The organism is Cellulosimicrobium sp. ES-005 (genome assembly GCF_040448685.1).
Classification (GTDB): domain Bacteria; phylum Actinomycetota; class Actinomycetes; order Actinomycetales; family Cellulomonadaceae; genus Cellulosimicrobium; species Cellulosimicrobium cellulans_G.
In genome coordinates this window covers 269,854-283,405 of record NZ_CP159290.1, presented here as the reverse complement: position 1 = coordinate 283,405, position 13,552 = coordinate 269,854, and the positions used below count along the sequence as shown (strand labels likewise).

Genomic DNA, 13,552 nt, shown 5'->3' with positions numbered 1-13,552 from the left:
CAGGGACGACGTCGGTCACGGGACCGTTCTCCTTCGGTGGTGGCCCCGTCCCGCGCGCGGCGCGGGACGGGGCGGGGTGCGGACGGGCGGTGGTCAGCCCTTCACGGCGCCGGTGAGGCCCCCGACGATGCGCCGCTCGAACAGCGAGAAGAAGACGAGCGCGGGGATCATCGACAGGGAGGTGAAGGCGAGCACACGGGCGGTGTCCACGGAGTACTGCGACGCGAACGCCTGCACGCCCAGCGGGAGCGTGTACGACGTCTCGTCGTTGAGGATGAAGAGCGGGAGCATGTAGCTGTTCCAGCTCGCGACGAACGCGAGGATCCCCACGGTGATGACGCCCGGCAGCGACAGCGGCACGACCATGCGGAAGAAGAAGCCCAGCCGGCTCGCCCCGTCGATCGACGCCGCCTCCTCGATCTCGCGCGGGATCGCGCGCAGGAACGGGACGAGGATGATGACGGTCGTCGGGAGCGCGAACGCGATCTGCGGGAGCACGAGCCCGCCCACGGAGTTCATCAGGCCGAGCGAGCGGATCATGATGTACAGCGGGGTGATCGCGACGGTCATGGGGAACATGAGCCCCGCCGCGAACAGCGCGTACAGCGCCCCGCGCCCCACGAACGAGTAGCGCGCGATGACGTAGCTCGCCATGAGACCGAGGACGACGACCCCGAGGGTCGTGAGGAGCCCGGCCACGAGCGAGTTCCCGAGCTGCTGCCAGAACAGCGAGCTCGTCAGGACCCCGACGTAGTTCTCGATCTGCCACGGGTCGGGCAGGCCCGACGGGTCGGCCGTGATCTGCGCGTTCGTGCGGAACCCGCCCACCACGATGTACGCGATCGGGGCGAGGCAGACGCCCACGAGCAGCCACGCCACCACGTAGGTCAGGGGGCCGCCCCGGCCGATGCCGGAGCCGCGCGGCTCCTTCGGGGTCTGGACGCCGGCGGCACGCTCGGGCGCGGGTGCGGCGGTGACGGTGGCCATCACTTCTTCCCTTCCGTGATCGCGCCCGCGGTGTCACGGCGCAGGACGTACCGCTGGTAGACGAGCGCCACCGCGAGGGAGATGAGGAACAGCACCACGGCGACCGCGCTGCCGAACCCGTAGTTCCCCGCGTTGCGGCCGTTCGCCACCATGTAGGTCGCCATGGTCGACGTCCCCGCCGTCGAGGCCACGTACTGGCCCCAGATGATGTAGACGAGGTCGAAGAGCTGGAGCGAGCCGATGATCGACAGGAACGCCCAGATGCGGACGGTCGGGCCGAGCAGCGGGAGGGTGACGTAGCGCTGCGTCTTCCAGTACGACGCGCCGTCGATCGCCGCGGCCTCGCCCAGCTCGTCGGGGATGCCCTGCAGGCCCGCGAGGAAGAGGATCACGGCGAAGCCGATGTACTTCCACGTGATGATGAGCAGGAGGGTCCAGATCGCGACGTCGGGGTCGGCGAGCCAGTCGACCGAGAGGAACCCGAGACCGATCTTGTCGAGCAGGTCGTTCACGGCGCCCGTGGTCGCGAGCATGAGGCTGAAGCCCGTCCCCACGATCACCTCGGACACCACGTACGGCACGAACACGAGCACCCGGATCACCGAGCGGCCGCGGATGCGCCGGTTGAGCATGAGCGCCACGACCACGGCGACCGGGCCCTGCAGCACGAGCGACATCACGACGATGAACGCGTTGTGCCGCAGCGCCGCGAGGAACTCGGGGTCGCGGAAGATGATGAGGTAGTTCTCCAGCCCGACGAAGTCCGTCGGCGGGCCGAAGCCCTTCCACTTGAAGAACCCGTAGTACGCCGCCATCACCACGGGGACGATGACGAAGGTCAGGAAGACGACGAGCGCGGGCCCGGCGAGCACCGCGATCTCGGCTCGCTGGGCCCAACGGCCGCCGCGCGGGGGGCGCCGCGCGGCGACCGGGGCGGCCGGGGGCGTCGTGACGCCGCCCCCGGCCCGGTCCTCGGGCGTCGTCGTGCTCGGCGAGATCTCGCCCTGGGACACGTTCATGGAAGGTGCTACTCCTTGGCGGCCGCGTCGTTGACGGCGGTGACGATGTCCTCGGGAGTGCCCTGGCCGGCGAGCAGGTTGACGACGGCCGTGTTCAGCGCGTTCCCGATGTTCTGGCCGTAGAGCGTGTCGAGCCAGACGGAGACGTACGGCGCCTCGTTGTACGCCTCGAGGATCGAGACGAGGGCCGGGTCGACGACGGCGGCCTGCGCCTCCTTGCTCGCGGGCAGCGTCTGGAACGCGGTGGCGTAGGCCTCCTGCGACTCCTTCGACATGGCGTAGTTGAGGAAGTCGGCGCACGCGTCCGGGGCGTCCACGTAGCACGAGTAGCCGTCGACGCCGCCCATCATCGCGCCGGGCTCGCCGTCACCGCCCTCGACCTCGGGGAACGGGAACCACTGGAGGTCGGGCAGCGGCTTCTCGTCCGGCGTGAGGGACGCGATGACGCCCGGGTCCCACGCGCCCATGAGCTCCATCGACGCCTGGTGGTTCGCGAGCAGGCCGGCCGACGAGCCGGCGCCCTGCTGCGCGGACGTGGTGAGGAAGCCCTCGTTGAACGGCTCGGTCGCCGCGAAGTCCGCGAGCGCGTTGCCGGCGTCGAGCCAGCACGGGTCGTCGAAGGTCCGCGTCTCGGCGGCCTCGTTCATCGCGTCCTGGGAGCAGTACCGGAGCGCGAAGAAGTAGTACCAGTGCGCGGCGGGCCACGCGTCCTTGGCGCCGAGCGCGATGGGCGCGATGCCGGCGGCCTTGAGCTGCTCGGTCGCCGCCTCGAGGTCGGCGATCGTCCCGGGGGTCTCGGTGATGCCGGCCTGCTCGAAGAGCTCGGTGCTGTAGAACATGCCGCCGGGCAGGATCGACACCGGCATGCCGTAGACCTTGCCGTCGACCGAGAGCGCGCTCAGCGACCCGCCGACCGCCTCCTTGACCGCCGGGTCGATGAGGTCGGTCAGGTCCTTGACCTGACCCGCCTCGACGACGTCCGCGAGCTTGCCGCCGCCGCGCGCCATGAAGATGTCGGGGGCGTCACCCGAGTTCAGCGCGGTCTGGAGCTTGCCGTCCATGTCCTCGTTCTGGATGGCCTGGATCTTGATCGTCACGCCGGGGTTCTCGTCCTCGAACGCCGCGGCCGTGGTCTTCCAGTACTCCATGCCGGGGCCGGTCGTGGAGTTGTGCCAGAACGTCAGGGTGACGTCGCCGTCCTCCGTGCCGGACCCCCCTCCGCCGCCACAGGCCGAGAGCGCCATCGCACTCGCCACCAGCGCGGCCGATGCCGCCAGGAACTTCCGAGACCTCATGATTCGTCCTCTTCGTCGAGCCGCACGGGCGCGCGCTCCGTCGAGCGCGCCGGGCCGCCCCCGCGTCGGGGCCGCCAGAGCGACTCTCGCAAACGCAGGGCCAGCCTGTCAATCGTTATCGATAACGTTTTACACACGATGTGGCGGGCACGATCGACCCGCGCGGCCGCGGGAGTGCGGGCGCGGCCCACGACGCGTCGGCGGTCCGGGCCGCGCGCCCGGCGGGGCGCCGCCGAGGCGTCGCATCACGGGCTACTGTCTCCCCATGCGCTCCACGGGAAGAGTCACGATCGGCGATGTCGCGCGCACCGCCGGCGTCTCCGTCGCGACCGTCTCCAAGGTGATCAACGGTCGCTACGGCGTCGCCCTGGAGACCTCCCGGCACGTCCAGGAGATCATCGACCAGCTCGGGTACGAGTCGTCCATCGTCGCGCGCAGCCTGCGCAGCCGTCGCACCAACGTCATCGGCATCCTGGTCGCCGAGTTCGAGCCGTTCTCGACCGAGCTGCTCAAGGGCATCTCGGACGCGGTCGACGGCACCGGCTACGAGCTCCTCGCCTACTCCGGCGGGCTACGCCGCGACGACCGCGTGGGCTGGGAGCAGCGCTACCTCTCGCGGCTCGGCGGCACGCTGATCGACGGCGCCATCCTCGTCACGCCGACCGTCGTCGCGCCCGGCAACTCCATCCCGGTCGTCGCCGTCGATCCGCACCGCGGCCCGTCGGGCCCGCCGACCGTCGACTCCGACAACCTCGCCGGCGCGCGCGCCGCGACCGAGCACCTGCTCTCCCTCGGCCACCGCCGCATCGGCTTCCTCGCCGGCCGCCCCGACCTCGAGTCCGCGCGCCTGCGCGAGCAGGGGTACCGCGACGCGCTCGCCGACGCCGGCATCCCCTTCGACCCCGACCTCGTCCGCGTCGGTGGCTACCGCCCCGACCTCGCGGACTCCCCCGCGCACGAGCTCCTCTCCCTCCCCGACCGGCCCACGGCGATCTTCGCCGCGAACGACCTGTCCGCCATCCGCACCATGGAGGTCGCCGCCGAGCTCGGCCTGCGCGTGCCCGACGACGTGTCCGTCGTCGGGTTCGACAACGTCCCCGAGTCGGCCCTCACCACCCCGCCCCTGACGACCGTCGACCAGCCGATCCACCGCATGGGCGCCGAGGCCCTGCGCCTCATCGTCGACCTCGTCGAGGGCAACCCCCGCGAGCCCCACCTCCGCCTCCCCACGACCCTCGTCGTCCGCGGCACCACCCGGGCCCTCTGACCCCACCGCCCGCGAGCGAACCCCGGTCGCACGCGAGAGAAAGGCGGTCCGCCGAGGCAGAGCCCTGGTCACCCGAGGTAGAGCCGAGGCCACGCGAGGTAGAGCTGTGAGTCTTGCGGTGGCTGGTCTGGGATCGGCTGGTGAGGATGGCGTCGGCTGCTCGCCGTGGTCGTGACTCGAGGTAGAGCCGGCCCTGTTGGGGGTGCCCTGCTACGGATCTGTCCGGCTGGGGTGGGCGGCCGGCGCTGTTCTGGCCCACCTCGGTGTCCTGATCAGAAGGGTGTCCGCCCCGGTGGGGCGTGACTCGTCACAGTGTTGTCCCGAAGTGACTCCTACCCAGGCCGGCGCCGGCCGCCAGCGGCCGGACCGTCGTCCCTGGAGTAGGAAGGACCCGAGCCACCATGACCATCGTCGCGCATGCGCACCCGTTCGTCGTGGGTGTGGACACCCATGCCCGCAACCACGTCCTAGCGATCCTGACCGGCACTGGTGAGGTCATCGATACCCGAGAGTTCCCGACCACGAGCGCGGGCCTGGCCCGGGCGATCGCGTGGGTCGCGCGCCGCACCGGTGGTGATCTCGCCGTGTTGTGGGTGATCGAGGGCGTCGCGTCCTATGGTGCGGGCCTGACCGGCGCCGTCGAACGGGGGCTACGAGGTCGTCGAGGCCGCGCGGATGGACGCGCGCGCCCACCACGGGATCGGCAAGTCCGACCCGTTGGACGCTGCCCGCATCGGTGCCGCCGTCCTGGCGCTGGATACCGACCAGCTGCGCCGTCCTCGCCGGGGCGACGGCATCCGAGCCGCCCTACGCGTCCTGGTCACCGCCCGCGACCACATGACAGGCGAACGCACCGCCACCATCAACGCACTGACCGCCCTGGCCCGCGTGGTCGACCTCGGCCCCGACGCCCGCAAGCCACTGACCCGCACCCAGATCGCCGCAGTCGCGCGCTGGCGCCCGCGCGAGGAAGACCTCGCCACCGCGACCGCCCGCACCGAAGCCGTCCGCCTGGCCAAGCGCGTGAACGAGCTCGACGAACAGATCGCCGCCAACCAGGCCCGCTTGACCGAGCTCGTCCAAGCCAGCCAGGCCGCACCGCTGCTGACCAAGATCGGCATCGGCCCCGTCACCGCCGCGATCGCCCTGACCGCCTGGTCCCACCCCGGCCGGGTCCGCTCCGAAGCAGCCTTCGCCGCCCTGGCCGGGGTGAACCCCATCCCCGCGTCCTCGGGCAACACCATCCGTCACCGACTCAACCGCGGCGGCGACCGCCGCCTGAACAAAGCCCTGCACATCGCCGTCCTGACCCGCATGACCCACGACCCCGAAACCCGCGCCTACATCGAACGACGACGAGCCCAAGGACGCACCACCCGAGAGATCCGACGCTGCCTCAAGCGCTATCTCGCCCGCCAGATCTACAGGACCCTCAACACCACCGAACCCGCCACCACCCCAGCTTGACGAACATAGAAGGATCCGTGGTTGGGCGAGGTAGAGCCCTGGTGGGCCGAAAGAGATCCCTAGCCACGAGGCGTGCGGTCGCCCGGGCGAGCGAGGACCTGGGTGAGACGGCGTAGGGCGGGGTGTGTGGTGGTGCCGCGTCGTGGTCGGGCCTGGCGGGAGCCGCGAGGAACGAGCGGCGGATGGTAGACGCGGCACCACCACCCACCCCGCCCACCCAGGGCAACCACACGCCGTCGAACACAAGAACCACGGCTCTACCTCGGCAGACCGGGGCTCTACCTCGCGCGACCAGGGCTCTACCTCGCCGCGGGGGGCTGGAATCCTGGGCACCGCTCCGACGTTATGTCAGCAGAACACCGCCGACAGACCCTGAGGAGGTCACATGGCCCGCCTCGCACGCCGTGTCCAGGTAGAGAACGACTACGGCGAGATCATGCACTACGAGCGCCACACCGGCGGCGGCCTCGTGTCGCCGCACGCCCGCGTCCCCGAGTCCGTCCCCGTCGGGTCGGGCACGTACGTCGAGAAGGGAGCCGTCGTCGGGTACGGCTCGCAGCTCGGCGAGGGAAGCTGGATCGACCGCGACGTCACCCTCGGCCGGGACGTCCGCATCGGCGACAACGTGCGCCTCTGCCCCGAGACCCGGGTCGGCGACCGCGCCCGCGTCGGCAGCGGCGCGCGCGTCGGGCGCCGCGTGCTCGTGGAGCCGGGCGCCGTCGTCCCGCCGGACGAGATCGTCCCCGACGACGCGACCGTGCGCCGCCGGGGCGGCGTCCGCTCGGGGTACGACGTCGCCGCCTGAGCACCGCCAAACCCGGGGTCGCCGGCGTCGAACCCGGGGACGTCCCGGGTTCGACGCCGCGGGGCACCCACGGCCCCGGGTTCGGCGCCGCGGCCCGTGGACGTCCTTCCGTCGCGGCGGTCGGGTGCGTAGCCTTGCCGACCGTGACCTTCCCGCCGCACGGCCCCGCCGTCCCCCCGCCGCACCCGCAGCCGACGCCGGTGCACCCGCACCCGCAGGGGCCCGCGGGCGCCGTGGGGCCGCTCGACCCGCGCGCCGTGCTCGAGGGCCGGCCGCCGGGCCGGGCTCGCGTGGGCGTGATCGTGACGATCGCGGTCGCGAGCCTGTGCCTGCTGGTCGGCCTGGTGCTCGCGGCGCTGTCCGGGGTCGGGACGTTCACCGTCGGCCTGCTGCTGGCGCTCGTGCCGCTCGGCATCTGGGTGCCGGTCGTGCTCGCGCTCGACCGCCTCGAGCCGGAGCCGCCGAGCGCGCTCGTCGTGGCGTTCCTGTGGGGCGCCGGGATCGCGACGCTCGTCGCGGGGATCCTCAACACGCTCGGCCTGGAGCTCCTCACCGCGCCGCTGTTCGGCGAGGAGGTCGGCTGGTACGTCGTCGCGTCGTTCGGGGCGCCGTTCGTCGAGGAGATCCTCAAGGGCGCGGTGCTGTTCGGGATGCTGTGGTTCCGCCGGCACGAGATCGACGGCTGGACCGACGGCGTCATCTACGCCGCGATGGTCGCGCTCGGGTTCGCGGCGGTCGAGAACGTCACGTACTTCATCATGGCGGCGCAGGACGGCACGCTCGGCCCGACGTTCGTGCTCCGCGCGCTCGTCACTCCCCTGCTGCACCCGCTGTGCACGGCGCTCACGGGCCTCGGCGTCGCGAGCGCGGCCACGAGCCCGCCCGGCCCGCGCCGGGTCCTCGCGCCGATCGGCGGTCTGGCGGCGGCCGTCGCGCTCCACATGCTGTGGAACGCCTCGACGGGGTTCGGCACGCTCGCGCTCGGGGTCGCCTACCTCGCCGGGCTCGGGGTGCTGGTCACGCTGATCGTCCTGCTCGTGCGGGACCGGCGCCGCACGGTCGCGACGATCCAGCGCCAGCTCGTGCCGTACGTCCCGACCGGGCTGGTCACGCCCGCGGACCTCACGATGCTCTCGACGCTCGCCGCGCGCCGCCAGGCACGTGACTGGGCGCGTCGCACGGGTGGTGCCGGCGCCGCGCACGCCATGCGGGACTACCAGCAGGCGGCGACCGAGCTCGCGCTGCTCCACGACCGCGTCGCGCGCGGTGCGGTCGAGGCGTGGCGCGTCGAGGGGCAGCGCCGCGCGCTGCTGCAGCTCATGCTCACGGCGCGCCAGGCGTTCCTCGTGCGGACGCCTCAGCCGCCGCCCGCACCGTGGTCCCCGGGCGCGCCGTCCGGCTTCACGACCGACGCGTGGGTGCCCGGCCAGGGCGCGTACTAGCCCGGCGGACTCCGCCGACGACTACCCGGCGCCGCCGCGGGGCGGCGTCCGGATGACGAGCACCGCGTCGACCGGGGCGCCGTCGAGCGCCCGGTAGGAGTGGTCGGCGTCCGACACCCAGCGCAGCTCGTCGCCCTCCTCGACGACCGCCTCCGCCCCGTGGCGCCCGGCACGCAGGCGACCGCGCGTGATGAGCAGGTGCTCGACGACGCCCGGCCCGTGGGGCGGCGAGGTCCGGTCCGCGTGGGCCTCGAGGTGCAGGTGGTAGATCTCGACGGCCGTGCCGCCGGGCAGGTGGTGCGCATCGAGCAGGCGCGCGGTGACGCCCTCGGACGACACCTCCGTGCCCGCCCGCTCGGCGAGGAGCGTCGCGAGCGGGACGCCGAGCGCCCCGGCCAGCGCGTAGAGGGTCGCGAGCGTCGGGTTGCGCGCGCCGTGCTCGATCTCGGAGAGCGAGCCCTTGCCGATGCCCGCCGCGGCGGCGAGCGCCGAGAGGGAGAGGCCTCGCTCCGCACGCAGCGCACGGAGCTGCGCGGCGACCGCCGCGAGCGTCCCGTCCCCGGCCCGTTCCGGCGGGCGCCCAGGCGCTCCCCCGGTGTCCTCGTCCGGCTGACCTTCCGCGCGCCCCGCCCCGTCGCTCACGGGCCGCAGCCTACCGGCGCGCGTGTCGCGAGGCCTCTGCTACCGTTCCATGAACAGAACGCTTCCTCCGCCGTCCGCCAGGAGCAGCATGGACCCCGCCCCGGACCGCCTGCGCCCCGTCCTCGCCGGCCTCGTGACCGCGCTCGTCGGCTTCACGAGCTCGTTCGCCGTCGTGCTCGCCGGGCTGCGCGCCGTCGGCGCGACCCCCGACCAGGCGGCCTCGGGGCTCCTCGCCCTGTGCGTCACGCAGGCCGTCGGGATCCTCTGGCTGACCACCCGGCACCGCACCCCCCTCACGCTCGCGTGGTCCACGCCCGGCGCCGCGCTGCTCGTGAGCACGGGCGCCGTCGCGGGCGGGTGGCCCGCCGCGGTCGGGGCCTTCTGCGTCGTCGGCGGGCTCGTGCTGCTCACCGCGCTCTGGCCGCGACTGGGCGACCTCGTCGCCGCCATCCCGACCCCGATCGCCCAGGCGATGCTCGCCGGCGTGCTCCTCACGCTGTGCCTCGCTCCCGTGCGCGCGGTCGTCGCGACACCGCTGCTCGTCGCGCCGGTGATCGTCACGTGGCTCGTCCTGCTGCGGGTCGCGCCGCGCTGGGCGGCGCCCGCAGCGCTCGCGGTGACGCTCGCGATCGTCGGGTACGAGGCCGTGCACGGCGGCACGCTCACGTGGTCCGACGCCGTCCCGCGCCTCGACCTCACGGCGCCCACGCTCTCGTGGCAGGCGGTGGTCGGGCTCGCGGTCCCGCTCTACGTCGTGACGATGGCGTCGCAGAACGTGCCGGGTGTCGCCGTCATGGCGTCGTTCGGCTATCGCGTGCCGTGGCGCGAGACGATGACCGTCACCGGGCTCGCGACCCTCGCCGGGGCGACGGCGGGCGGCCACACGATCAACCTCGCGGCGATCTCCGCCGCGCTCGCCGCGGGGCCCGAGGCGCACCCCGACCCCCGGCGCCGCTGGCTCGCCGCCCACACCGCCGGGTGGGCGTACCTCGTGCTCGCCGTCGGTTCCGCCGGCCTCGCCGCGCTCGTCGCCGCCGCGCCCGCGGGCCTCGTCGAGGCTGCGGCGGGGCTCGCGCTCGTCGCGACGCTCGGCGCGGCCGTCGCGGGCGCCGTCGCCGAGCCGCGCGGTCGCGAGGCGGCCGTCGTGACGTTCCTCGTCGCGGCGAGCGGCGTCGTCGTCGCCGGCATCGCCGCCGCGTTCTGGGCGATCCTCGCCGGGCTCACCGTCCACGCGGTGCTCACGGCTCGCCGTCGGCCGCCGAACAAGAACCCGGACCCCCGCGAGGTAGAACACCCCGTCGCGAGGTAGAACCCTGCGTCCTCTACCTCGCGACGGGGTGTTCTACCTCGCGGGTGCCGGTGCTGGCTCGAGCGGGTCCGGTCCGAGGACGGGGAGGTTGTCGCGGAAGACGTTCGTCGGGTCGACGCGGCGCTTGACCTCGCGCAGTCGCTCCAAGGTCGCGGGCGGGAACGCGTCCGTCACCCGCTCGGGGCGGCTGTCGGTGTCGAAGCTCAGGTACATGCCCTCGAACACGTCCGCCAGCGCGTCCCAGCGCGCGTCGAGCCGGGAGCGGCTCGCTCCCATCGCCACGACCGAGAAGTTCGCGGACCGGTGCGCGTACGCCGTCGCGTCCACCGGGACGTCCGACGCCGCGCCGCCGGTCGAGCGGATCTGGAAGAAGTACGTGTCGCCGCTCGCGACGAGGCCCGCGAGCCGGGCCGCCGCCTCGGGCGTGAGGTGCTCCAGCAGGCCGGAGCGCGACACGGGCTCGCCCTGACCGCCGTGCGGCCCGGGCGCGGGCGCGGAGACGACGGCGTCGTACGGCACGATCTGCGCCGTCGCCTGGGCGAGCAGCGGGGAGATCGCCGCGAACGGCTGCAGCCGGGCGAGGACGACGTCCGGGTCGTCGGAGTCGACCATGGTCATGGACTGTGCGACGACCGGCTGCCCTGGCCGCGGGCGCCCGACGATGAGGAAGCTCGTCGTGTCGCGCGGCGACCCCTCGACCGTCGCGCCCCAGCGCTCGAGGAACCCCGCGAGGTCCGAGGCGTCGTGCACCATCTGCGCGAACCCCACGGCCGCGACCTCGTCGGCGACGAGCTCGAACGAGGTGACGACCCCGACCTGCGACCCCGCGCCGCGCACGGCCCAGAACAGGTCCGGGTTCTCGTCGTCGCTCGCACGCACGACCGAGCCGTCCGCGAGGACGACCTCGACGGCGCGCACGTGGTCGATCGTCAGGCCGTGCGCGCGGCCGAGGAACCCGATGCCGCCCGCGGTCGCGAGCCCGCCCACGCCCACCCCGCCGTAGTCGCCGGACGTGATCGCCCACCCGCGCGGCGCGAGCGCCGCCGCGACCTCGCCCCAGCGCGCGCCGGGCCCGACGCGCACGAGGCGCGCGGCGTCGTCGAGCACCTCGACGGCGTCGAGCGCGCCCAGGTCGAGGACGATCCCGCCGTCGTTCGTCGAGCGCCCGCTGATGCCGTGCCCACCGGAGCGGACGGACAGCGGCACCGTCTGCGTCACCGGCTGGGCGCGCGCGAAGGCGAGCGCCTCGACCACCTCGGCGGTGTCGCGCGGGCGGAGCACGAGCCCGGGCGAGCCGCCGCGCAGGTAGTTCGAGCGCACGCCCGCGTACGCCGCGTCCCCGGGCTCGACCGCGCGCTCCGCGAGCGGGGCGGGGACGTCGTCGTACGCGATACCCGGACGACGTGCCGCGCGGACGACGAGCGGCACGACGCGCGACGTGTCGGTCCCGCGCGCGGCGCGCCCGGCGGCGACCGCGTCGCGCAGCGCGGGCGCGACCTCCTCGGCGAACCGGCGGGTCGTGCGTTCGTCGTCGGTCGCGAGGATCAGCGTCGAGACACCCTCCTCCAGGACGAGCGGCACGAGCCGCTCGACCCAGGCCTCGGGCGGCCCGGCGAGGTCGGGCGCGCCGCCCAGGCCGCCACCGCCGTCGTTCGCCCCGAAGGTCCCGGACACGTTGAGCAGGCGCGTGACCTCGCGCGGGTCGCGCCCGACGGCGGTCGCGGCCTCGTCGATGCGCGCGTTGCCCGCGCGCAGCCCGTCCAGGCCGACGCGCCCCAGCGACGGGAGCCAGCCGTCGGCCTTCTCACCGACGAGGCGCAGCATGCGCGGGCCGAGCGCGCCCAGCCACACGGGGATGCGACGCGTGGTTCCCGGGCCGGGGGTCGCGCCGTCGAGCCGGTGGTGGCGCCCGGGGACGAACAGCTCGCCGTCGCCGTCCTCGCCCCAGATCGCCCGGATCACCTCGATCGCCTCGGCGAGCGCCTCGACCGACTCGCCCGGGGTGAGCCGCTCGACGCCCATCGAGACCATGGCGTCCCAGAAGGCACCCGCGCCCAGGGCCACGTCGACGCGCCCGTCGGACAGCAGGTCGAGGCTCGCCGCCGCGCGCGCGAGCACCGCGGGCGGGCGCATCGGGACGTTGACGACGTCGGGCGCGACGTGGATGCGCTCCGTCGCGGACGCGACGTACGACAGCAGCGTCCACGTGTCGAGGAAGCGCGGCTGGTAGGGGTGGTCCTGGAAGGTCACGAGGTCGTAGCCGAGGTCCTCGGCGAGGCGCGCGAGCCCGACCGTCGCGTCCGGGTCCTGCGCGGAGGGCGTGACGAACGTGCCGAGGCGGAGCGGGTGGCCGTAGTCGGTCATGCGCGGACCTCGCCGTCGGTCGGGGCGCCCGAGGCCGGGCCGCCGGCGCCCCGCGCGGACGCGACGAGCTCGCGGGCCGCGGGGGCGACCTCCTGGCCGACGACGGCGAGCGTCGTCGGGTCGTCGCCCGCGACGATCCACGTGGACACGCCGTGCTCGAGCGTCACCTCCGCGACCTGCTCGGCCCACTGACGCGGCGAGCCCTGGAGGAACCCCGCGCCGCCGTCGGCGGTGAACCGGCCGCCGACGTTGAGCAACCGACGCACGGCCCGCGGGTCGCGACCCGCCTCCTCGGCGGCGGCGTCGATCGTCGCGTTGCCCTTCGCCAGCGCCTCGAAGCTCTGCAGGTACGCGAGCGACGGGAGCCAGCCGTCGGCCTTCGCCCCGACGAGGCGCAGCATGCGGGGCTTGAGCGCGCCGACCCAGATCTCGACGTCGTGCGCGGGCGCGGGGCCGCGCTTGGGCCCGTCGACGCGGTGGTGCGTCCCGCCCGCGACGAGGCGGTCACGCGTGGACGTGTCCCACAGCCCGCGGACGACGTCGATGCCCTCGGAGAGCGCGTCGACCGACTCTCCCGGCGTCAGACGCTCGCCGCCCATGGCGACGATCGGGTCCCAGAACCCGCCCGCGCCGAGCCCCAGCTCGACGCGCCCGCCCGAGAGCCGGTCGAGGCTCGCCACGGCCCGCGCGAGCACGGCCGGCGGGCGCAGCGGCAGGTTGAGCACGTTGCCCGCGATCCGGACGCGCTCGGTGCGCGCGGCGACCCAGGACATCAGCGTCCACGTGTCGAGGAACGCCGCCTGGTACGGGTGGTCCTGGAACGTGACGAGGTCCAGGCCCACCTCCTCGGAGAGCTGAGCCAGCGCGACGGCCTGGTGCGGCGCCGCGGCGGTGGGCGTGACGAAGGACCCGAAGCGCAGGTCGTGGCCGTAGTCGGGCATGGCTCCTCGCGATC

At 74.0% G+C, this 13,552-nt stretch carries 10 protein-coding genes and 1 pseudogene; 5 read left to right on the top strand and 6 right to left on the bottom strand.

Going from position 1 to position 13,552, the window contains the following annotated elements; all coding sequences use genetic code 11:
• Window positions 1-93: 93 nt before the first annotated feature.
• The 3 genes from ABRQ22_RS01235 to ABRQ22_RS01225 are packed head-to-tail and all read right to left on the bottom strand — an operon-like array spanning window position 94 to window position 3,301.
• Window positions 94-987, bottom strand: coding sequence for a carbohydrate ABC transporter permease (locus ABRQ22_RS01235; RefSeq protein WP_253054128.1), 894 nt, complete (start codon window positions 985-987; stop codon window positions 94-96).
• On the bottom strand, window positions 987-2,006 hold the full coding sequence (locus tag ABRQ22_RS01230) for a sugar ABC transporter permease (RefSeq protein ID WP_353708296.1): 1,020 nt from the start codon (window positions 2,004-2,006) through the stop codon (window positions 987-989). Before ABRQ22_RS01230 ends, ABRQ22_RS01235 begins: the two co-directional genes overlap by 1 nt.
• 8 nt (window positions 2,007-2,014) lie before the next feature.
• On the bottom strand, window positions 2,015-3,301 hold the full coding sequence (locus ABRQ22_RS01225) for an extracellular solute-binding protein (RefSeq protein ID WP_353708295.1): 1,287 nt from the start codon (window positions 3,299-3,301) through the stop codon (window positions 2,015-2,017).
• 265 nt (window positions 3,302-3,566) lie between these two features.
• Between ABRQ22_RS01225 and ABRQ22_RS01220 the strand changes: the two genes are divergently transcribed.
• The 4 genes and pseudogenes from ABRQ22_RS01220 to ABRQ22_RS01205 all read left to right on the top strand — a co-directional run bounded on the left by ABRQ22_RS01220 (window position 3,567) and on the right by ABRQ22_RS01205 (window position 8,282).
• Entirely contained in the window at window positions 3,567-4,568 is a 1,002-nt protein-coding gene (locus tag ABRQ22_RS01220) for a LacI family DNA-binding transcriptional regulator (protein ID WP_253054134.1), read from the top strand.
• 401 nt (window positions 4,569-4,969) lie between these two features.
• Window positions 4,970-6,035, top strand: a pseudogene (locus ABRQ22_RS01215) (IS110 family transposase).
• A gap of 385 nt (window positions 6,036-6,420) precedes the next feature.
• Entirely contained in the window at window positions 6,421-6,840 is a 420-nt protein-coding gene (locus ABRQ22_RS01210) for a transferase (RefSeq protein ID WP_253054136.1), read from the top strand.
• A 143-nt stretch (window positions 6,841-6,983) separates the two neighbouring features.
• Window positions 6,984-8,282, top strand: a complete 1,299-nt coding sequence (locus ABRQ22_RS01205; protein ID WP_253054138.1) for a PrsW family intramembrane metalloprotease — start codon at window positions 6,984-6,986, stop codon at window positions 8,280-8,282.
• Window positions 8,283-8,303: 21 nt separating this feature from the next.
• Here ABRQ22_RS01205 and ABRQ22_RS01200 read toward each other — a convergent pair whose 3' ends face one another.
• Window positions 8,304-8,924, bottom strand: coding sequence for a helix-turn-helix domain-containing protein (locus tag ABRQ22_RS01200; RefSeq protein WP_253054140.1), 621 nt, complete (start codon window positions 8,922-8,924; stop codon window positions 8,304-8,306).
• A gap of 88 nt (window positions 8,925-9,012) precedes the next feature.
• Here ABRQ22_RS01200 and ABRQ22_RS01195 point away from each other — a divergent pair, with 88 nt between their 5' ends.
• Window positions 9,013-10,233 carry a benzoate/H(+) symporter BenE family transporter gene (locus ABRQ22_RS01195; protein ID WP_253054142.1) on the top strand — a complete coding sequence of 407 codons (1,221 nt, stop codon included), beginning with the start codon at window positions 9,013-9,015 and terminating at the stop codon, window positions 10,231-10,233.
• Window positions 10,234-10,266: 33 nt separating this feature from the next.
• Here ABRQ22_RS01195 and ABRQ22_RS01190 read toward each other — a convergent pair whose 3' ends face one another.
• Both ABRQ22_RS01190 and ABRQ22_RS01185 read right to left on the bottom strand, forming a co-directional pair.
• Window positions 10,267-12,597, bottom strand: coding sequence for an LLM class flavin-dependent oxidoreductase (locus ABRQ22_RS01190; protein WP_353708294.1), 2,331 nt, complete (start codon window positions 12,595-12,597; stop codon window positions 10,267-10,269).
• Window positions 12,594-13,538: an LLM class flavin-dependent oxidoreductase gene (locus ABRQ22_RS01185; protein ID WP_353708293.1), complete on the bottom strand. Its 945-nt coding sequence runs from the start codon at window positions 13,536-13,538 to the stop codon at window positions 12,594-12,596. The genes ABRQ22_RS01190 and ABRQ22_RS01185 overlap by 4 nt, the downstream gene beginning before the upstream one ends.
• Window positions 13,539-13,552: the final 14 nt, after the last annotated feature.